The organism is Planomonospora antibiotica (genome assembly GCF_014647955.1).
Lineage (GTDB): Bacteria > Actinomycetota > Actinomycetes > Streptosporangiales > Streptosporangiaceae > Planomonospora > Planomonospora parontospora.
Genome location: NZ_BMQE01000032.1, coordinates 1 through 19,317, shown reverse-complemented (window position 1 = coordinate 19,317; position 19,317 = coordinate 1). Strand labels below are relative to the sequence as shown.

Sequence of the window (19,317 nt, the reverse complement as noted above, 5' to 3'; positions counted from 1 at the left end):
CATGGAACGATACGGCCGGCACGTGGAGCGGCTGCCGTATGCCGTCGATCTGGTGGCAGCCGTCGCCGTGACCGCGGTCTACCTGGACTTCGCGCGTACGCCCGCCACGGACGGCCTGCCCGCCTACAGCGGTCCGGCGTGGCCGGCCTGGGCTGTCGCGGCGGCGGCCGGGCTGCCCCTCGCGGTGCGCCGCCGTTGGCCGCTGCCGGTCCTCGGCGTCGTACTCGCCGCCCTCGCCGGCGCGTCGATCCTCGACCTGACGCGCGAGCCGTACATCTCAGGAGGATTGGCCGCCTACCTGGTGGGGCTCGCGGAACCCACGCGCCGTTCCGTGCCCGCCCTGGCCGTCGCGCTCCCGGTGGCGGCGGCGGGGGTCTACCTCGGCGAGGCGGTGATCACCCCGTCGGGCGGCGCGCAGGACGCGGCCGGGCTGGTCGCCCTGGTGCTGGTGGTGATCGGCGGCGCGTGGGCGGCCGGGTTCACCGTCCGCTTCCGCAGGGTGGAAAGCCGCCGGAAGGCCGGGCACGCGCTGGTGGCCGAACGTCTGCGCATCGCGCGCGAGATGCACGACATCGTCTCGCACAACCTCAGCCTCATCGCCGTCAAGGCGGGTGTCGCGGCGCATGTGGCGGCGGACGACCCGCAGGAGGCCGTCACGGCGCTCAAGGTCATCGAAGAGACCAGCAGGTCGGCGCTGACGGAGATGCGCCGCGCACTCGGCGTCCTGCGCACCGACGGCGTTCCGATGGGACCGGCGCCCGGTACCGGAGGCCTGGACGGGCTCGCGGAGGAGGCGCGCCGGGCGGGGATCGAGATCGCTCTGGAGGTGCGCGGCCTGTCAGGCCTCAGCGAGGGAACGCAGCTGACGGTCTACCGGATCGTGCAGGAGGCGCTCACGAACGTCGTCAAGCACGCCGCCCCGACCCGCTGCGGTGTCACCGTGACAGCCCGCGGCGGGAGCGTCGCCATCGATGTCGTCGACGACGGGCCCGGCGGCCCGCGCCGCAGACTGCCGGGCGGGCACGGTCTGCTGGGCATGCGGGAGCGGGCCCTCATGCACGGCGGGACCTTCACCGCGGGCCCGCGTGAGGGGGGCGGCTTCGCGGTGTCCGTACGGCTTCCGCCCGAGGGGGAGAACAGCCCTTGAGCGGCGTCCGCGTTCTGATCGCCGACGATCAGGCCATGGTGCGCGGCAGCTTCCGCGTCCTCGTCGACCACACACCCGGCCTCCAGGCGGTGGGTGAGGCGGCCACCGGTGCCGAGGCCGTCGAACTGGCCCGCGCGCGCAAACCGGACGTCGTCCTGATGGACATCCGGATGCCCGACGTGGACGGCATCGAAGCCACGCGCCGCATCTGCGGCGATCCGGCGACGGCAGGCGTCCGCGTGCTCATCTTGACCACGTTCGACCTGGACGACTACGTCTACGCGGCTCTTCGAGCGGGAGCCGCGGGTTTCCTGCTCAAGGACACCCCTCCGGCGGAGGTGCTCAACGCCATCCGCGTGGTCGCCGGCGGGGACGCGCTGCTCGCGCCCTCGGTCACCCGACGGCTCATCGCGGAGTTCGCCTCCCGCCCGCGACCGGGGCGTCCGCCGGCCAGGAGCCTCGACGGCCTCACCTCCCGCGAGCGGGAGGTGCTCACGCTGATCGCCCACGGCTTGTCCAACGCCGAGCTGGCCGCGCGCCTGCAGTTGAGCATGGCCACGGTCAAGACGCACATCGGCCGGCTGCTGGCCAAACTCCAGGCACGCGACCGCGCGCAGCTCGTGATCGTCGCCTACGAGACCGGCCTCGTCTGACATTTCCCGCGTTCCGAGGCATGCGAGCACGTGTGATCGGGACCGTCGGCGGCACGGCGGGGCCGCGGCAGAGGGAAAAGGGATGGATCAGGGTTTCCCTGGTCCGTAGCCTGCCGTCATGGATCGTCTGGAGCGTGCCACCGGTGCGGTGATCGGTTCGGCGGTGGGCGACGCCCTCGGTGCCCCGTTCGAGTTCGGTCCGGCGGGGGCGTTCTCCGCGCGGTTCCCGGCACCGGGCGCCGGGGGAGAGATGCATGCGGGCGGCGGCTGGGAGGCCGGTGAGGCCACCGACGACACGCAGATGGCCGTGCACGTCGCCGAGTCGCTGCTGGAGCGCGGTGGGTTGGACTTGCAGGACGTCTTCGCCCGCTTCCAGCGGTGGGCGGCCGACGATCCCAAGGACATCGGGGTGCAGACCGAGGACGTGCTGAGCCGCGGCCTGCCCTGGGACCGGGCCGCTGCCGCCCACTACCGCAGCAGCCACCGGGCCGCCGGCAACGGCGCGCTGATGCGGGCGACGACCTCGGCGGTGTACTTCGCCCGCGACGGGAGAGCGGCCACGATGGAGGCCGGTCGCCGCCTGGCCGCGCTCACCCATGGCGATCCGGCGGCGTGGGAGGGCACCGCGATCTTCCACGAGCTGGTGCGCCTCGCCCTGGACGGCGCCGACCCGCTGGCGGCGCTGCCGGAGATCCTCGCCGCCGTTGACCCCGAGCACCGGGAGCGGTACACCGTCGTCCTGGACCCGGCCTGGCACCCGAGCCGGGCGACCGAGTTCAACGGCGCCGTCTGGCCCTGCCTGGGCTCGGCGGTGTGGGCGGTGCGCACCACCTCCGCCTTCGAGGACGCACTCCGGGCCGCGGTCGACCTGGGCGGGGACACCGACACCGTGGCCGCGGTCACCGGCGGCCTGGCGGGCGCCGTGTACGGGCTCGGCGCGATCCCGGCCCGCTGGACGGAGCCGCTGCACGTCCCACTGCCCGGCAGCGGCGGCCGGGTGCTGTGCCTGCCGCACCTGCTCGACCTCGCCCGCCACCTGGTGGAGCGGGTCCCGGTGCAGGATGGTCCGACCGGGTGATGTGGTCAACGCCGTGTCCGAGCCGAGCGACTCCAGGAAAGCGGGACGACCACCGGCAGGATGCTGGCCATGGAGATTGAATCTGCAGATTAAAAGCTGACGGATTCACTGCCATCCGGCGCCGCGACGTGCCGACTTGTACTGTTCTGTCCGCCAGTGTCCCCGCCGTTATGCCGGGCGCTGTCGCCGCCGTGCCGTGCCGTACCGCGGCAGGCGAGCAATCACCGAGCAAACATGGCCGCTTGACCCGTTCGGTCGTTCCCGCGGTAGCCGTTTCAGGCGGTGATCACCTGGATTTGGGATTCCAGTCCGGCGAAGTCATCGGGGTTCCGGGTCACCAGAGGAAGACCGTTGGCCGCGGCGACCGAAGCGATCAGCAGATCGGCGAGCCGCTTGCGCGGCTGGCGGCCGAGGTCCAGCACGAGCGCGTAGATGATCCCGTAGGCACGGGCGGCATCGGTGTCGAAAGGGATGGGATCGAAGGTGGACTCCGCCCACTGCAGGACCGCCTGCCGTACGGCTCGCGCGTCGGCGGTCTTGGCCGCGTGCGGACCGGCCGCGAGTTCGGCCATCGAGACGGAGCTGATCGCCGGGTGTAGATCGCCTGGTCGGCAGCCGAGCGTGCCGGCGATGTGCTGCTCGTCGAGCCGTTCGAGATCGATGACGGCGGAGGTGTCCAGCAGGAGGTTGTGCGGGTCGCTCACCGATCGTCCCCGAGCAGGGTGTCGGAGTCGATCGCGGCATCGACGTCACTGCGGAACTCGGCGTAGCCGATGCGTGGCAGGCGGGCGGCGGTGCGCCTGAGCTCGCTCCACGGTACGAAGGTCCGGCGGCCGGTGACCAGCCGGAGCGCGTGGGCGCGGACCTCGACCAGCTGGTCGGGGGTCAGCTGCTCGACGAGGTGGTGCACGTCGTCGTAGTCGTGGGCGGCGGTCATGTCTTCGAGTGTACGCACGACCCCTACCCGGGCGGAGGGAAATACCGTGGGCGCAGGATTCGCGGTCCGGCTGTCGCGGATCCGGATCGCGCCGTCCCATGCCGTGGGGTTCTTGCGGGCCTCGACGGCCAGCCGGGTCGCGCGCTCGCGCAGCTCGTCGGGGTACTTACGGGGAGCAGCCATGATCGGCATCCTTCCGGGTCTTCGATGTCTCCATCAAACCCGGGGCGGTTCACTCGGAGGTGGTCTGGAGTTCGTGGACGGTCCACCAGCGGTGCGCGGCGATCGCCTCGCGTTCGTGGGGCTCCTGGCCGGACGGGGCCACGGTCAGGTGGTCGACGCGGATGAAGAAGAACGAGTCGACGGCGTGCAGGGTGAGCTCGCCGAAGCGGGCGGGGCCGGAGGAGACGGCCACCACCGGGCCGAGCCGCTGCGGAGCGATGACGTGGCCGGTCTCCTCGGACAGCTCGCGTGCCGCCGCCTGAGGGAGGGCCTCCCCGTCGTCGACGCCGCCGCCGGGAGTGGCCCAGAAATGAGAGGCGGGTAGGTCGTCGGATGCGCGGAAGCGGAACAGCAGGAGCCGGTCATCGCAGTCGACCAGCAGGATCCGGGCGCTGGCCCGTACGGCGGGGGCGGTCATTCCGCCGATCCTAGGCGGTGCCACGAGGAAGGGAAGGGGAGGCGCTCAGCCTGCCCATCGGCTGCCGCGTCCGGTCTCGTCGTCGATGACGCCGCACCGCTGTGCGGAGTACGGCAGGCTGTCGCGTGGGCCGGGACTCTGCACCGCTCGGCTCGCCGAGGCACCGCCGTCGTACGGCCGACCGTTGAGGATGTCCATGGCTACTGGCGATCGTGAGGCTCCGGTGCTGACCGTGGTCAGCGGCCCTCCGGGATCGGGGAAGACCACCCTGGCCCGTGAGCTGGCGCGGACACTCGGGTTCCCGCTGGTCTGCCGGGACGAGATCAAGCAGGGGATGGTGCACCGTACTGCTGCGGACGGGCCGGGCGGTGCGGACCTGCTCAACCGGCGGACGCTCGGGGTCTTACGACCCTGCTGCGAGCCGGGGTGAGCGTGATCGCCGAGGCCGCGTTCCAGGACCGGCTGTGGCGTCCGGGCCTGGAACCGCTGGCCGACCTGGCGGAGATCCGGGTGTCCGCTGCACGGTGATGCTGCCGTCGCTCATGAGCGGATCGCCCGGCGCGCCGAGACCGACGCCCACCGGGCCGCGCACGCCGACCACGACCTGCTGGCCGCGATCACCGCGGGCGCGTACTCGACGGACTCCTTCGTCGGGATCTCCCTGCCGGTGCCGACTCTGACGGTGGACACCGGGACCGCGCAGGGCCATGACCCGGCTCTCCAGGACATCGTCGCCTTCGCCTCAGGAGCAGTGGAGCAGGTCACCTGTCGTAGCCATGGCCGCCGCCTACCATGCCATGACGGTGGTCCCCCATGCTCATGTCAGAAAGGCACGGAGCCATCTGGACCCTGTTCCGGGTAGATGCCGTTCTCTTCGTATGCGGAAGAGGATGTCAGAGGTTGATCGATGTTCGTAGAGGCGGCGGTACCACCATCCGTTGAAGGCTCCCGATCGCGTCCGGGGACGTGACCCTCTTCCGCGCTGCTCAACCGTTGCGCGCCCTGCGGGATTCGGACCTGCGACCGTCGGATGAAGAAGTCCGGTGCTCTGTCCAGCGCATCTCCGTGTTCCTGCGGCTGCTCCCGAGAGGCGGCCATGGTGAGAGTGCGGCATTCCGGCGCTCCGGTGGCGGTCAGCGGTTCCGCAGCGCCGGGGCGCCGCTGGAACGCCGTACGGCGGGACGCGTCACAGGCCGATGACGAAGTCCGGGTTCATCGTCTCCTTGTACTGATCGGCGAAGATCTTCGCGATGAGTTCACCGCGGGTCGACACCTCGACCTTCTCGAATATCTGCTTGAGGTAGCCGCGAACGGTGTGGGGGGAGAGGGAGAGCCTGGCCGCGATCTCGGCGGTGGCCAGGCCGGCGGAGACCAGGCGGACGACCTGCTGTTCCCGCGGCCCGAGTCGATACGCCCTGATGATCAGCGGTGCCACCTCGGCGGCCTTGGCCGGTTCGATGACCAGAGCCGTCCTGCCGCCCTCGTTGTTCGCCTGCCGCAGCGCGAAGCCATGGATGACCACCCAGCGGCCGCCGACCTGCAACCGGGCCCGAGCGGTGCCCGTGTCGCGCCCGGCGGCGATGGCACGTGCCTTGTTCACCACCGCCCGCAGTTCCGCGGGTATGGGGACGGCGTCGGGGCCGTCATGGCTCAACCGGGTGAACGGTAACCGCTGCAGCCACGTCTCCGCGGGCTCGTTGAGCGATTCCAGTGCCCCCGTCCGATCGAACATGAGCAGCCCGGGGGCTTCGGGCAGACCGATGAGCGGGGTCGGCCGGAGCAGGACCGAGCGTCGGAAGGACTCCCCGATGGGAGCGGACAGACTCGCGAGCAGCTGCTCCTCGCGGAGGGTGAACGGCTGTGAGCCCTCGGCCCGCCACAGGCACACGTAGCCCCACACCTCGTGGCCGATCCGGAACACGCACCGGAGTTCGTCGCCGAGTCCCAGCGGGAGGTTCACGTTGTGGTAGCGGGAGCTGCGTGCCGGATGCCCGCCGGTGGCGCGGTACAGCGACGCGGCCGGTGTCTTCAGACGGGCCAGCGTGTGGAAGTGGTTGACGTCCTCCACGAAGAACTCGTTCTCCCAGTACCGGTCGCAGGACTCGCCGGAGCCGAGGTTCTCCAGCCGCGAGGGCGAGGTAGCGAGCATCGTCACGGGGTCGGCCGCCGCCCAGAAGGAGGCGTCGAAAGGGATGATCTCGCGCAGCAGGCGCGAGAGCGTGGACAGGAACTCGCCGTCGGCGATCCCCGTCCGGGTCAACCGCTGGATCGACTCGAACGGGCGCCTGGCCGGCGTTCCGCGTAAGGCAGACTCCACCACCTGATCCTGAGCGCCCGGACGCGACCGCGCAACCCCTCGAATATGGGGAATCCGGTGCCTGTCTACCACCCGATCGCGGGGTGCCACGACCGGTGGGCCGCCGTGCAGTCTGGGAGACGACAACAGAGCTGGCCGGGACGGGGTCTCCGGATCGGGGGCTCACGGCGATCTGACCGGGTAACGGAGACGGGGCGCGTTCCCCGGCCCGTCACGCCGGGGTGACGAGCCCCGGATCCCTCGTCGCCGGGTCGTGCCTCCGGGCGCGCTCGGCCATCAGGCCAGGATACGGACACCGCTCCGATCGATGAGGAGGAGACCATGAAACGCGCCGTCCGCGGCGCGGCCGCGCTCGCGGTCGCGGGATTCACCGTCTTCACAACCCTTCCCGCCTCCGCCTCCGCTGGATCCGCCGCCTCCGCCCTTGCGCAGGCGGAACCCTTGAGGAAGAAGACGTTCATCTGGCGCGGTTACATGTCGGCGGGCATGTGCACGATCGAGCCGGGCGCGACATGGACGCTGTACTCCAACGGCACGGCGCGCCTGAACGCCATCGTCTCCAGCCTCGACGGCGACGATGCCTGGCTGATGTGGGCACACCTGAAGGACAGCCGCGGCCGCCAGATCACCGACATGCAGGTGTACGGCAGCACCAGCACCAAGTTCGTCAGGAACCTGCCCGATGGGCGGGACTATCGATGGATCGCCTGGGGCCAGTTCGACCCCGACCTGTTCGACACGATCAAGCGCATGTCGCTGAGCAAGCACTGCTGACCGGGATCCCGGCCCGCTGCACCGCGGGCGATCCCGCGAGGACCCGCCGCCTCTCCCCGCATTGATCAGGCCTTCCCGGTGATGATGGAACGCTCCATAGGGAGGGCCGCGAGATCCGGGCCGGGGTCGCGCTCATGGAGGCGCCCCCGGCTGCGGTGTCCGGGGGCGGCAAGCGATCGCGGCCGGAGCCGCACCCAGGAAAGCCCCCGCACGGGGCCGCGACTTCAGGAGTACGACATGGACCGCCGGATCTACCGTCCTGTGACGGTCGCCTTCGCCCTCTGCGTGGCACTGCCGGGGCTTCCCGCCGGCGCCGGCAGCGCCACGACCGCCACCACGGCGTCCGCCGCGTGCGACCCCGCGTTCCAGCCCTATGGGCTGATCGGTGAGAAGTGGCGGGCCTCGGGCGGGGAGAACGGCGTTTTCGGTTGCCCTGTACGCGCCGAGTACGGCTTTGCCGGCAACAGCGCCCGCAGACAGGACTTTCTTAACGGCCAGATCGGCTGGTCCCCGGCTCTGGGCCCGAGAGCGATGGTCCGAACGTACCGGTCCGGTGACCGAGCCGTCTTCCAGTGGGGGTCGACCGGACGCGACTGGGACTATTTCGAGGTCCGCTACTCCTTCAACGACGGAGCGGTCAAGCGGTACACAGTGAAGCGCCGCGACCCGTGGAACGGCGGGTTCAGCAGGCCGATCACCGGGCCAGGGCCGGAGCCCCTGGGGAGCAACCGCCCCCTCCACTACTTCTCCGTCCGAGGCTGCGATCACAGCGGCCTTCTCCAAGCCGGCTCCGACTGCGGTGGGTGGTCGCTACCAGGGCGGTTGTGAACGCCGCCCGCGCACCACCCCGGCGCTGGCGGCGTGAGGCGCCGTGTCAAAGCGGCACACGGTCGCCGCATGTGATCACATCGCGATCTACCGATCCACGCCATCAGGCGCCAAGATCATGATCTTGGAACGGCCGTGGGGCCACGTGAACGCCCCGCCCCACGTCGAAGGCCACCTCCCGTGATCGGGAGGTGGCCTTCGCGATCCCGTGCGGCGGTGAAACTCGCTTACGGCGACAGGTTCAGTCGCTCACCGAGTCGTTTGGGAGATCGGGAGCATGCGGGCTTTGAACTCGGGATGAAGCAGGCTTCCGGGTCGCTTGAGGGCGGTGGAGCCGGCCGCATCGCTGAGTGAAGGCGGTCAGCCCGTTCCGCGTCAGGCCGGAATCTTCTTCTCGTGCCAGGTGTAGTAGAGGAAGGTGCTGTCGGGCCCGGTCAACGTGCCGTAGATCTGCCAGAAGCCGTTGGCGCCAAGCGAATAGCGGAAGACCTTGTCCCCGGGCCGGTCGTCCACGAACGTCTCACTCGGTGACCCGTTGGACCAGCTCCATACCTCGATCGTGAACGTCGAGTCGTCCGGGACATCGAGGCAGACCTCGTACGTGGTCGGTGACGGGCCGCCGAAGCGGTAGGCGAAACCGTCCACCGCAGGCCTCTCGACATTGGTGGGGACGTAGCTCTTCGAGATCCGGGTGTACCCGCCTGCGGAGCAGTCAATTGCGGAGGTGGCGGCGGAGGCGGGGCTGGCGCCGGTGAGCGTGGCGCCGAGGACGCCGGCGACGAGAACGGAGATGATGCGCTTCACGCTTCTCCTCATCCCTGCAGTGGCTCTCCAACTAAGTAGTTGAAGCTTGTACTAATCCTGACCTAATTGCCACATCCGGACAAGCCTGGGTGGGAATCTGCACATGCCTAAGTCAAGAGGCCACGTTCAGTGAACCGCTCCGGCTTTCATGGAGGCCCCGCACCCGCTTGCCCGCATCGAGGCCGATCGCCTCACCGCCCTGGCAGGACCGCACGGACTGCGAGTCCAGCACCGCCGCCGACGGCTGCGGGTCGCGGCCCTCGGCGGCGCGGACCATCTCGCGCAGCGCGTCATGGACGCGATCCCAGGTGCAGTCGGGCGTCCAGGCGAGAAACCACCGGTAGGCCGCGTCCCACGGCGCCAGGTCATCAGACCGCGTCCCGCGGCGCCCTGCAGGTCATGCGGGACCAGCTGCCAGGCGCAGTCGGTGCCCAGCACATACAGCACCGTGTCGACGATCAACCGGCGCGGGAACTTCAACGGGCGTTCCCCCCCCGGCGCGGGTCCCGCTTCGGCAGCAACGGCGCGATCACCGCCCACTGGGCATCGGTCAGGGACGTATCGTAGGCGGGCTTGCAGGTGCAGACACACATGCCGGTGATCCTGGCGAAGCCGTGATCCGCGAGGATCACCACCCGGCGGCTACAAGCCGAAACCGGTCAATTACCCAACACTTTCTCAGGCGACCTTCACGGTGTGGTCGCCGAAGTCAGCCACCACGTCCAGCGTTCCCCCCAGGGCGGTGACGTAGGAACGCAGGGTGTCCAGGCCGCCGATCTGGCCGTGCTCGATCTGGGACACGCGCGCCTGGGAGACGCCCATACGCTCGGCCAGGAGCTTCTGGGAGACGCCCAGGCGCTTGCGCATCTCGGCGAGCTGGGCGCCGCGCAGTTCTGCCCGGAGCTGCTCGCGGTCGGCCTCTCGTGCGGCGATGCGCTCGGGGGAGTCCCACTCGGGGTCGATCTCACGGACCCTGGCCTTGGTGTCGGACCACTTCACGAACTCGCTCATCGCCGTTCCTCCTCCTTCTCGGCACGGTATGCGGCGTAGCGTTCCTCCGCCAAGGGGATCGCCGTGCGGTACCACCGGTTCCATTCCCCGGTCTTGTCACCGGCGACCAGCACGATGGCCTCCCGGGTGGGATCGAAGACGAACAGTAGGCGAATCTCCGCCTCGCCCGGCACTCGGGGCCGTAGCTCCTTGAGGTTGTGCAGGACGCGGGAATGGTGGATCCGGTCGACCAGCGGGCGGCCGAGCTTCGGACCCTGTAGGGCGAGCTCGTCCAGCGCTTCCTCGATCTTCTCCGCGGTGGCCGGGTCGTTCTTGCAGATGTCGAGGAACCAGGCGTTCACTTCGGCGTGCAGTGTGATCTCCCAGGCCATACAGCGAATATAACAGATCCTTATATTGCGTCCGGGCTGTTGCGGGAAAGTCGTATTGCTTGAGCCATGCATCTCCCCGAAGCGGTCCGCCTGCCGTTCGGCTGACACGGGCCGGGGCGACATCGTGCAGTCGGCCGATGCCGCCGTCACCGAGGTCCGGCGCCGCGTCACCGTCCAGGTACGGGGCCGCCGCGAGCACAAGGGCAACCGTGGGTAGGAACTGCGCGGGCCGGTTGACCCGCTCAGCGGCCCGGAAGCACGGCTCTCAACTCGATCCCGTGATCGAGGACCCGTGCGCACTACCGAAGAAGATCGGGCAGCCGAGCCTGGACGCGTGGAACGCCACGGGAAGACCTCCTGGGTCCGTTGGCTCCGGCTCGTATCCATCCCGAAGGGCATGTCATCGCCGGGTGGTTGTGCTACTTCTACAACTGGTGCGCCGCCTCGGGCCTGCCCGACCTCGAACGTCGCGCCTCCGCGGTCGAAACCTGGTAGCCCGAGATCCTCGCGTTCCTGCGGACCGGGATCACCGACGCGGGCTCCGAGGACACCAACTGTGTGATCAAAACGGTCACCCGGGACGCGTACGGCTTCCGCGATCCCGAGAACCAACGGCTCCGCACCCGCTGCGCCGCCACTCGAAAGAGCCGCGGGCATCCCGGTCCCGCTCGACTTCGAAGAGACCGGATCACGAACCGGATCTGAGCGATCAGTCGATCCATCGGAACCACGCTTGCTCGCCGTCGATGTGCAGGATGAACTCCGCGACCGGCTTGCCGGCGGGGTTCACCAGGGTGAGCTGCCCGTTGATCCGTTCGTAGACGTCTTCCCAGGCGTCACCGTCGAAGTCGTCGTCCGCTTCGACGAGGGCGAGGTCTTCGGCGAACAGCGGCGCTACGGCCGCGAAACCGGGCAGAGGAGTGAAACGGCCGTGCAGCCAGGGGAAATCGGAGTCGTTCACGTGGATCTCCCCGACGGTCTCGTCGCGGCGACGCAGCCACCAGATCGGGGCGTCCGCTCCGTTGCTCATGATCGGTCCTTCGGTTGTGATGGATGTCTGGTATTCCTCACAGATGCCTGGCCGCGCCGTCCAGAACGCAGGCGAAACCGTCGGCTTTGACGATGATGTGCCCGCCGTCGATGGTGGCGGTGGTGTTCGGGACGAAACTGCCGGCGTCGTCCCAGGGTTCGCCGACGATGCCGGGCCACCACAGATACTCCTGCGGTGTCGGGCCACAGACCAAGGCGCTGCAGAAGCCGATGGTGGCGAGGACGTCGTGCTCCCCGTCGGACCAGACCCAGCCATCGGCTGTCACGGTGCTCACCGGGATTCTCCTCGGACCGGGGTAGAAGAGCATGCCAGGAGGGGCCGACGAATCCACCAAGACCGCCGCGCGGCCGTCGACACGGCAGGGATACGCCACCCACATCCGTCTTCACCTCACCCCGAACGTGGGCCGGATCCGGTTGCGGGAGCTGACGGTCCGGGACGTCAGCAGGATGCTCACGGCGCTGGGGGCGCGCCGCTCACCGGCGGGACGCCGGTTGCCGCCGGCGACCGTGGTGCGTATCCACGCCACATTGCGGGCCGCGTTGAACACGGCGGTGCGGACCGGATTGATCCCGGCCAACCCCGCCACCGGAGCCGAACTCCACCGCCCCCGGCGGCCGTATCCGGTGGTGTGGACTGCGGGGCGGACGATTCGATGGCGGCAGGAGGGGGAGCGTCCGGTGGTGGCGGTCTGGACTGAACGGCAGCTCGCGATCTTCCTGACCGGAGTGGCGCAGGATCGCCTGTACGCCGCCTGGTGGCTGGCCGCGCTGCGCGGTCTGCGGCGCGGGGAGGTGGCCGGGCTGCGCTGGACGGACGTCGAGCTGGAGGCCGCGGAGTTGACCGTGGCGCAGCAGCGGGTGCACGCCGAAGGCCGGGTGGTGGTGTGCCCGCCCAAAAGCGCCGCCAGTTGCCGGGTGGTGGCCCTGGACGAGGAGACGGTGCGGGTGCTGACCTGCCATCGGGAGCGCCAGGAGCGGCAGCGTGCGGCCGCGGGGCCACGCTGGAAGGAATCGGGGTACGTGTTCACCACGGTCGAGGGGGCACCGCTGCGGCCGCGGACTACCTCACGGGCCGGTTCCGCAGACTGGTGACGGCCTCAGAACTTCCTCCGATCCGGTTGCACGATCTGCGGCACGGCGTCGCGACACTGGTGCTGGCGGCGCACACCGATCTCAAGGTGGTCCAGGCGATACTCGGGCATGCCAGCGTCGTGCTCACCGCCGACACCTATGTCTCGGTGCTGTCGGTGATCGCCCACGAGGCGGCTCAGGAGACGGCGCGGCTGGTGCTGACCGCCGCGGCGGCTCTCTGCCGTGATCAGAGAGCCTGACTCACATCTGCCTCAGGTTTGCCCCATACCGTGGCGGTCCGCGGGCGTGGTGAGGGTCTCCGCAGGTCAGGCCATGATCAAAAGCGCGCCCTGCAGGATTCGAACCTGCGACCGTCGGATTAAAAGTCCGTGGCTTGAATGCCATCTAATGTCACGGCGTGCCATCTGGTGGCATCCTGTCCGGAGTTGTCCTTTTTGTCCTGTCGGACTGTGTCATTGCGTGCCGGGCCATACCGCGACATGCGAGCAACCACCGAGCAAACATTGGGGCCCTTGACCATTATTCACCAGCGCTCAGCGCGAGCAACCTGATCCGGCGAAACACTGAGTAAAGCCTCGTAAGAGGGGTGCTGAAGCGACACGCGCCCCGCTCCGACCCCTACCTTATGTAAGTGTCCGCGTACAAGCCCGGATCACCCGGCTCGACGTCCGCCGATGTGATCGACTCGGTGATGTCCTCAGGGAGTACCGGCATGCGGCTTGACCTGGACGGATGGATTTTCGGCACCCGCAGCCCTGCCGCCCAGATGATCTATCTAAACGGCATTGGGACGCTGGGCTTCGACCCCGCCCGTTTCCAGACGAAGCCGCCAGCCTGCTACCGGGCCTCCTGGCAGCTGCCCGGCCCGGACTTCCACCGGCAGGCGACGACGAGCTTACGAACAACAAGATCCACCGCTATCTCACGGCTTCACCTCCTGCTCTGCTGGACGCACGAAAAACGCTCAATGGATGACGAATCGAGAATGAACCCCCTCCATCCAGCCCTCGTCTAGCTCTCGTCCCGTTACTCGCCCGACGAGGATCAGGGCCGACGTGATACAGGTGGCGATGGGCGGACTGTAGCCGTTGACGGAGAGCTCCAGCAGATGCGTCCATTCTGGCGGCATGCTCTCGTACGCATCGTTGACCATGTCGTCGTCGACCGCGTCGTACAGGTGCGTTTCCTCCCATGCGGAGTATTCGATCAATCCCGGGAGAAGATCGGGATCACTCTCCCAGGAGGTGTCTTGGTCATCAAACAGGAGGCCACTTGCATAGGAGTCGAGAGCGTAAGGGTCGGTGCCATTTCGCACGCCTGGCCGTGTCGCGCTGAACGCGGTGATGTAGTGCCCGTCGGCTGCGTAGAGGACATCGTGAACCCCGTTTACCGTCCAGCTGACCTGCAGTGCGCGGCGGTTTCCTGCTGACAGCGCCACCGGCGGATCGAACGGTGTGGCACCCAAGACCATGATCTGTGTCCAGCTCTCGGTGAGCGGACCCATCCACACAATGCCGGCCTGGTCGCCAAGGTCCAGACCTGTACTCACGTCGTTCCACCTGCACCTGACCTCCGATGCAGGGTCTGCGCCGATCCGCTTTGCAATGTCGGATAGATCTGCGCTGTCTACCCACAACCCATGGAACGACATGCCCATTCTATACTTATGGGCCAGGTGCCAAAGCCTTTCGGACTGTCTCATTGATCTCCTTATGCTGAGACGGGGCGCCGCTCAAGCGGCGCCCCGTATTGGCCTAGCTCACGGCGACCCAGAAATTGTTGCCGAGGAGGACGCGGTATCTGGCATAGAACACACCAAGATCGCCACCGGCGACCGAGTTATGGTGTCCCAGGACGGCCTGTACCGAGAAGTTTCCTGTTCCGTGTTCGGGATGCTGGTAAGCGCCGCCTTGCATCGTTGAGGCGAAGGGGTATTCGTCACATTCTTGCCATTCTTCCTTCGGTGCCCCATTGGACTCAAGAGGGCGGTCGGCAAAGAACTCGTCGCAAACCGCGTTCTTGGCTTTAGTGTTTGCTTTGTAGCGCGCACTGTTGGCACTGATGCGACTGATTGAGGCCCGTTCCGGGCTTCCCTTCTGGGCATTCCAGTTGCCCGGAATATGCTTCGTAAGGCCATCAGTCTTGAATGGCACAGTGTTCTGAGGTTGCGTGAATGCTTTTTGGATATGCCGGGCGACCTGCCCGTAATCCCAGTTCCAGGCATTCAGGCGTAGCACCCGACTGGCCCCATAGAAGATGCAGCCACCCTTATAGTGTTCGATGGCTCCTCCCATGCCGCGGCTGTCGCAGCGGACCCGCGGTGCGGTCTCACGGAGACGCTCAGGATCCAGGTTCACCCATGACGGGTGACCCCATCCCGGAATTGTCTGCCGGTCGCTGTTACTCGGATTCTTGGGGTTGTTGTACGTCAGCCAAGGTTCGATGGTGCAGCGGCTGATGTTATCACCCGCAGTACCGTCGTCCATGGATCGGACGATGAACTCATTATCGCCCTTGTTGATCCATTTCGCCACGCCTGCCGTACGGTTCGCCCCACTGTTGTCAGCGTCTGAGGCGACAACTGAGCACGCCCTGCTGCCTCCCGTAACTTTAAGCTGAAGCGAGAGCGTCTTTTCGAGAGCCTCGTTGTCGACGCCTTCCCCGCCGATGAGCTGCTCAAGGAATTCGGGAAACTGGGACGAGAAATCGTCTACTCTACTCCAGACCTTGACGTTGCGGGGGTGCATATAGCCGCCGCCGACGACTCCTGTACCACTGCCATTACCCAGATAGGAGTGCATGACGATGGTCCAGTCGAAGTTTAAGAAGTCGTCGATCTCAGTCCACTTTCTTTCGCATTTACACTCCTGGTCGTACGCTTCTGTCTCTTCGTAAATGGCGAAATTGAGATGCCGACTCCAGCAACTCGTATAGGTGACGACCTTGTCCCACCCCAGGGCCCCGGCGTTGATTCGCTATGCCTCGTTTCGGCGGGTTGATCAGATGTTGTAGACGGCGAAGACGTCCTGGCGGTCGAGAAGGTCGCGGCGGGCGTGGGCGATGTTGGCGCGGCCGGCCAGACGAACGGTGCTGATCGCCAGGTTGCGGAAGCCGGCCAGGGCTCTGGGGGCGGTCCCTGTCCTCACCTGGGAGGCGTCTTCGTGAAACGTCACATCCCGGACCCAGTGGAGACGATTCTCCACGCCCCAGTGCGCACGCTCGTAATGGTTGAGGTGCGCAGGACCGGCCAGATCGGCGGGCAGGCTGGTGATGCCGTACACGATCTCTTTGCCGGTCCACACTCCGTCCAGGCCGCCGACGTCGCGGCGCAGCCGGAAGGCCTGCCGGGCACCGGGGAACAAGGTGTCATCGGCGGGAGCGGTGCGGATCGTGCGGCGCTCGCTGCGGCCGTGCCCACGATCACCTTCGGTGGCGGTGGCGGCGCTCCACTCGGCATCCGGGCCGGCCAGCAGGACCTCGATGGCGGCGCGCACCAGCGGCTGGTTGCCCTTCACCAGGAGCACGTAGTGGGCGCCCAACCGCTCGGTGATCAAACGCGCGGTCGCCTTGGTGGTGTGCAGTGCATCCATCGTCAGCACCATCCCGGCCACCGGCAGCCGTTCCAGCAGCGCGCGGGCGGCCGATCCCTCGCCCCGCTTGCCGGCGACCTGGCACTGGCCCAGGATCACTCCGTGCTCATGGCTGATCGCCCCGACCAGGAAGGCCCGTCCGCCCTCGGCGAGGCGGGCTCCGCGGCTGACCTTGCCGTCCAGGGCGGCGCCGGGCAGCAGGCCGGCCGGGGCCCGAGGGGTGAGCCGCCGCTGGGCCGCGCGTCGTTGCTCACGCTCGATGGGGCCGGGTGTGTCGGGGATCTGCGGCACCGGCGCCGCCGTGCGGACCACCTCGGCCACATAGCCGCTGATCGCCGCGTCCAGCGCGTCGGCGTCCAGGTCCGCCAGGACGCGGCGGAAGGTCTTTTCGCTGGGCACGACGAACAGGCCGGTGAACGGATCACGGTAGGCCCCCAGCCGCTTCAGTACGGCTTGCGGGGTCCGGGTGGCCCACTGCCGGATCGCCGTGATGCTGTCGCCGCCGACCACGAGCGTCGCGCACGCGGTCAACGTCAAGATGACCGGCAGCCGGTGCCGCAGCCCGCAGGCCGAGCGCTGATCGGGTACGGCCGCCAGGCGGCGTATCAGCGCTGATTCCACCACGGCCGGATCGGCGGCCAGTTCCGCTTCCCACAGCGCCAGGTCGGCGAGCTGGTCAAGACACGGGACGCGACGGGGGCTGGTCGGGGAGGATGGGGACACGAGCGCGGCTCCTGCGATGATCTTCGGATTCGACACCTGAAAGATCAGCAGAAGTCGCGCTCTTTCGTCTTCTACCTGACTGAACGCTCAACGCTGCCATACCGCATCAGAGCCCAGGAACGCCGGGGCCCTGTGTCCCACCCGTCGGCGTTCGCGTTGCTATCTCCTGCCCGGGCGTCTCGCTCTGCCTCACAGGTGTCCAAGGACATTCGCTCGTAGTCGAAGGCGGGCAGAGCCCGGGGGGTGACGGTTCGGGGCGTGGCCTCTGCGTTCGTGGCGGCATTGGCGGCGGCTGCTGGCAAGGCCAGCAGACCTGAGATTTCCTCCCTGCTCAAGGCTTGTGGGTAGAGGCGGGTGTCGTCAACGTCGCCTTGCATCCGGGCGCCCACCCGCACCTTGGCCGCGCTGTTCCAGGACGGGAAGCTGATCGGTGCGGTCTGCACCAGCTGACCGTTGAGGTAGAGCGAGGCGGTCTTAGCGGTGGCGTCGTAGACGCCAGCCAGATGGAACCACTCATTCACGGGTGGCTCGACGCCGGACTTCACGCCTTCGTGCGTAGAATCCGCGGTGTCCGCGGTGGCCAGGGTAAAGATTAACCCGTGGTCGGGCGTGTTACCCAGGCGGAACGGCGCCTGGTGGACGCCTCTCTGTTCGATGATGCTGTAATCACCGTCCTTGTCAGCCCACCGGACCCACGTCGCCACCGAGAAGCTTTGATCGGTCCGGAGCACCGGCCCCGCCGTTGTCGCGAGCGGCTCTTCGCCTGGATGGATAACGTCCACATGGACCTGTTGCCAGTCCGACCAGGCCGAGGCGGCCTGCTCGGTGACCGCGCGCAGACGCCAGCGGACCTTCCACCCGTCAGTGAGTGTGCCAGCTGGGATGGCGATGCTCGCTTGAGTGCCGGAGGCGACGCCGTCCACGGCGCCGGTCCAGATCTGGCCGGTGCCCTGCCCTTCGGGTGAGGCCGGGTCGTGCTCGATCTCGGCCTCGGCGCGCAGCGCCTGGCCGGTCGGGTGGGTGAGGGTGGCCTGCAGCGTGGGAGTGAGCATGGTGCTCACCGTTACGCCGTTCACCACCTTCGACGGGGTGATGGTCAGGCCGGTGGCGGTGGGCTTGGGCAGGCTGACGGTGAAGGACTGCCAGTCCGACCAGGCCGAGGCGGCGGTGGCCGAGACCGCGCGGGCCCGCCAACGTACCTTCCAGCCGTCGGCCAGTGTGTCTGCTGGGACGGTGATGCTGGTCTGGGTGCCGGCCGGCACGTTGTCGGCGCTGCCTGCCCAGATCTGACCGCTGCCCTGCCCTTCGGGTGAGGCCGGGTCGTGCTCGATCTCGGCCTCGGCCCGCAGCGGCTTCCCGGCCGGGTCGTTCACCTGAGCCAGCAGCGCCGGGGTAAGCGTGGAGGTGACGGTGGTGCCGTCCACCTGCTCGGACGGGGTGACCTGCAGCGCGCCCACAGCCGGTTCGGAGACCGGATCCGGGACGTTGACGGTCAGGGTCTGCCAGTCCGACCAGGGTGAGCCGACCGTGGTGGCGGTGTTGATCGCCCGAACCCGCCAGCGCACCTTCCAGCCGTCGGCCAGCTTCCCCTCGGGCATGGTCGCCGACGCCTGGGTACCGGAGGCAACGTTGTCGAGGCTCCCGGCCCAGATCTGCCCCGCCCCTTGGCCGGTCGCGGCCGGGTCGTGTTCAACCTCGAACTCGGCGCGCAGCGGCTGGGCGGCCGGGTCGGTGACCGTGGCGCGCAGGGTCGGGATCGCACTGGTGGTCACGGTGGTGCCGTCCACCACCTGCGATGGGGTGACCTGCAAGGCGCCGACCGTCGGGTTCGGCACGTCCACGGTGGCCGTCTGCCAGTCCGACCACGCCGAGGTGGTAGCGGCGGTGGCGTTGGCCGCGCGGGCCCGCCATCGGATCTTCCAGCCGTCGGTCAGCTTCCCGGCGGGCACGGTAACGGTGGCCTGGGTGCCGGAGGTGACCGCCGGCGAGGCACCGGCCCAGATCTGGCCGCTGCCCTGCCCGGTGGCGGCCGGGTCGTGCTCGATCTCGAACTCACCGGTGAGGCTGCCGCTCGCGCTGTCGGCAACCGTGGCGGCCAACTGCGGGGTGAGCGAGGTCGTCACCGTGGTGCCGTCCACCGCCTGCGCCGGCGTGATGGCCGGGGCCGAGACGGTCGGCGCGGAGGCCGGGCCGCTGGTGGTGATGGTCAGCTTCGGCGGCATGCTGAAGTCGGTGTCTTCAGAGGGCTTTACGTGAGCTGATGTCCCCTTCGTCGCTTGCACCGGACAGTTCGGGCTGG

The 19,317-nt window shown here is 68.3% G+C and carries 25 protein-coding genes; 10 read left to right on the top strand and 15 right to left on the bottom strand.

Annotated features, from left to right (window positions below; genetic code table 11):
- Position 1 precedes the first annotated feature (1 nt).
- The 3 genes from IEZ06_RS24940 (at position 2) to IEZ06_RS24930 (ending at position 2,878) form a co-directional block, all read left to right on the top strand.
- On the top strand, positions 2–1,147 hold the full coding sequence (locus IEZ06_RS24940) for a sensor histidine kinase (RefSeq protein WP_189239108.1): 1,146 nt from the start codon (positions 2–4) through the stop codon (positions 1,145–1,147).
- A complete protein-coding gene (locus tag IEZ06_RS24935; protein WP_268245627.1) occupies positions 1,144–1,800 on the top strand; it encodes a response regulator transcription factor in 657 nt (218 codons plus the stop codon). Before IEZ06_RS24940 ends, IEZ06_RS24935 begins: the two co-directional genes overlap by 4 nt.
- A 118-nt stretch (positions 1,801–1,918) precedes the next feature.
- A complete protein-coding gene (locus tag IEZ06_RS24930; protein WP_189239107.1) occupies positions 1,919–2,878 on the top strand; it encodes an ADP-ribosylglycohydrolase family protein in 960 nt (319 codons plus the stop codon).
- A 275-nt stretch (positions 2,879–3,153) separates the two neighbouring features.
- Here the strand turns inward: IEZ06_RS24930 and IEZ06_RS24925 are convergent, their stop codons facing one another.
- The 3 genes from IEZ06_RS24925 to IEZ06_RS24915 are packed head-to-tail and all read right to left on the bottom strand — an operon-like array spanning position 3,154 to position 4,455.
- Positions 3,154–3,582 carry a type II toxin-antitoxin system VapC family toxin gene (locus tag IEZ06_RS24925; protein ID WP_189239106.1) on the bottom strand — a complete coding sequence of 143 codons (429 nt, stop codon included), beginning with the start codon at positions 3,580–3,582 and terminating at the stop codon, positions 3,154–3,156.
- Complete coding sequence (locus IEZ06_RS24920) at positions 3,579–3,998, bottom strand: hypothetical protein (protein WP_189239105.1); 420 nt, start codon at positions 3,996–3,998, stop codon at positions 3,579–3,581. Before IEZ06_RS24920 ends, IEZ06_RS24925 begins: the two co-directional genes overlap by 4 nt.
- Before the next feature lie 49 nt (positions 3,999–4,047).
- Positions 4,048–4,455 carry an NUDIX hydrolase gene (locus IEZ06_RS24915; RefSeq protein WP_189239104.1) on the bottom strand — a complete coding sequence of 136 codons (408 nt, stop codon included), beginning with the start codon at positions 4,453–4,455 and terminating at the stop codon, positions 4,048–4,050.
- Between the two features lie 85 nt (positions 4,456–4,540).
- On the opposite strand from IEZ06_RS24915, the gene IEZ06_RS37725 reads away from it, so the two are divergent.
- Entirely contained in the window at positions 4,541–4,885 is a 345-nt protein-coding gene (locus IEZ06_RS37725) for an AAA family ATPase (RefSeq protein WP_373293929.1), read from the top strand.
- A gap of 110 nt (positions 4,886–4,995) precedes the next feature.
- Here IEZ06_RS37725 and IEZ06_RS36625 read toward each other — a convergent pair whose 3' ends face one another.
- Both IEZ06_RS36625 and IEZ06_RS24905 read right to left on the bottom strand, forming a co-directional pair.
- Entirely contained in the window at positions 4,996–5,145 is a 150-nt protein-coding gene (locus IEZ06_RS36625; protein ID WP_203872178.1) for a hypothetical protein, read from the bottom strand.
- A 496-nt stretch (positions 5,146–5,641) separates the two neighbouring features.
- Positions 5,642–6,772 (bottom strand): helix-turn-helix transcriptional regulator, encoded by a 1,131-nt coding sequence (locus tag IEZ06_RS24905; RefSeq protein WP_189239103.1) that lies wholly within the window; start codon positions 6,770–6,772, stop codon positions 5,642–5,644.
- Positions 6,773–7,093: 321 nt separating this feature from the next.
- On the opposite strand from IEZ06_RS24905, the gene IEZ06_RS24900 reads away from it, so the two are divergent.
- Together IEZ06_RS24900 and IEZ06_RS24895 are read left to right on the top strand one after the other, a co-directional pair.
- Positions 7,094–7,546 carry a DUF6294 family protein gene (locus tag IEZ06_RS24900; protein ID WP_189239102.1) on the top strand — a complete coding sequence of 151 codons (453 nt, stop codon included), beginning with the start codon at positions 7,094–7,096 and terminating at the stop codon, positions 7,544–7,546.
- 237 nt (positions 7,547–7,783) lie between these two features.
- On the top strand, positions 7,784–8,374 hold the full coding sequence (locus tag IEZ06_RS24895) for an LGFP repeat-containing protein (RefSeq protein WP_189239101.1): 591 nt from the start codon (positions 7,784–7,786) through the stop codon (positions 8,372–8,374).
- Between the two features lie 375 nt (positions 8,375–8,749).
- On the opposite strand, the gene IEZ06_RS24890 is transcribed toward IEZ06_RS24895, so the two are convergent.
- From IEZ06_RS24890 to IEZ06_RS24875, 4 genes are all read right to left on the bottom strand, one after another.
- Entirely contained in the window at positions 8,750–9,178 is a 429-nt protein-coding gene (locus tag IEZ06_RS24890; protein ID WP_189239100.1) for a hypothetical protein, read from the bottom strand.
- Positions 9,179–9,290: 112 nt separating this feature from the next.
- Positions 9,291–9,455, bottom strand: coding sequence for a hypothetical protein (locus IEZ06_RS36620; protein ID WP_229798638.1), 165 nt, complete (start codon positions 9,453–9,455; stop codon positions 9,291–9,293).
- A gap of 401 nt (positions 9,456–9,856) precedes the next feature.
- Positions 9,857–10,189 (bottom strand): helix-turn-helix domain-containing protein, encoded by a 333-nt coding sequence (locus tag IEZ06_RS24880; RefSeq protein ID WP_189239099.1) that lies wholly within the window; start codon positions 10,187–10,189, stop codon positions 9,857–9,859.
- On the bottom strand, positions 10,186–10,560 hold the full coding sequence (locus IEZ06_RS24875; protein ID WP_189239098.1) for a type II toxin-antitoxin system RelE/ParE family toxin: 375 nt from the start codon (positions 10,558–10,560) through the stop codon (positions 10,186–10,188). Before IEZ06_RS24875 ends, IEZ06_RS24880 begins: the two co-directional genes overlap by 4 nt.
- A gap of 366 nt (positions 10,561–10,926) precedes the next feature.
- Here IEZ06_RS24875 and IEZ06_RS37295 point away from each other — a divergent pair, with 366 nt between their 5' ends.
- Positions 10,927–11,055: a hypothetical protein gene (locus IEZ06_RS37295; protein ID WP_268245626.1), complete on the top strand. Its 129-nt coding sequence runs from the start codon at positions 10,927–10,929 to the stop codon at positions 11,053–11,055.
- Between the two features lie 6 nt (positions 11,056–11,061).
- Positions 11,062–11,265 (top strand): transposase, encoded by a 204-nt coding sequence (locus IEZ06_RS37720; protein WP_189239151.1) that lies wholly within the window; start codon positions 11,062–11,064, stop codon positions 11,263–11,265.
- A 4-nt stretch (positions 11,266–11,269) separates the two neighbouring features.
- Here the strand turns inward: IEZ06_RS37720 and IEZ06_RS24865 are convergent, their stop codons facing one another.
- Positions 11,270–11,590 (bottom strand): hypothetical protein, encoded by a 321-nt coding sequence (locus IEZ06_RS24865; RefSeq protein ID WP_189239097.1) that lies wholly within the window; start codon positions 11,588–11,590, stop codon positions 11,270–11,272.
- Positions 11,591–11,627: 37 nt separating this feature from the next.
- Positions 11,628–11,885 (bottom strand): hypothetical protein, encoded by a 258-nt coding sequence (locus IEZ06_RS24860; protein ID WP_189239096.1) that lies wholly within the window; start codon positions 11,883–11,885, stop codon positions 11,628–11,630.
- Between the two features lie 31 nt (positions 11,886–11,916).
- Here IEZ06_RS24860 and IEZ06_RS24855 point away from each other — a divergent pair, with 31 nt between their 5' ends.
- Both IEZ06_RS24855 and IEZ06_RS24850 read left to right on the top strand, forming a co-directional pair.
- Positions 11,917–12,705 carry a site-specific integrase gene (locus tag IEZ06_RS24855; protein WP_189239095.1) on the top strand — a complete coding sequence of 263 codons (789 nt, stop codon included), beginning with the start codon at positions 11,917–11,919 and terminating at the stop codon, positions 12,703–12,705.
- A gap of 26 nt (positions 12,706–12,731) precedes the next feature.
- Positions 12,732–12,944 carry a tyrosine-type recombinase/integrase gene (locus tag IEZ06_RS24850; RefSeq protein WP_229798636.1) on the top strand — a complete coding sequence of 71 codons (213 nt, stop codon included), beginning with the start codon at positions 12,732–12,734 and terminating at the stop codon, positions 12,942–12,944.
- A gap of 725 nt (positions 12,945–13,669) precedes the next feature.
- On the opposite strand, the gene IEZ06_RS24845 is transcribed toward IEZ06_RS24850, so the two are convergent.
- The 4 genes from IEZ06_RS24845 to IEZ06_RS24830 all read right to left on the bottom strand — a co-directional run.
- Positions 13,670–14,254 (bottom strand): hypothetical protein, encoded by a 585-nt coding sequence (locus IEZ06_RS24845; protein ID WP_189239093.1) that lies wholly within the window; start codon positions 14,252–14,254, stop codon positions 13,670–13,672.
- A 205-nt stretch (positions 14,255–14,459) separates the two neighbouring features.
- Positions 14,460–15,506, bottom strand: coding sequence for a NucA/NucB deoxyribonuclease domain-containing protein (locus IEZ06_RS24840; protein ID WP_189239092.1), 1,047 nt, complete (start codon positions 15,504–15,506; stop codon positions 14,460–14,462).
- A gap of 198 nt (positions 15,507–15,704) precedes the next feature.
- On the bottom strand, positions 15,705–17,018 hold the full coding sequence (locus IEZ06_RS24835) for an ISAs1 family transposase (protein ID WP_189239091.1): 1,314 nt from the start codon (positions 17,016–17,018) through the stop codon (positions 15,705–15,707).
- 71 nt (positions 17,019–17,089) lie between these two features.
- On the bottom strand, positions 17,090–19,317 hold a 2,228-nt coding region (locus IEZ06_RS24830; protein WP_229798635.1), incomplete at its 5' end, for a LamG domain-containing protein.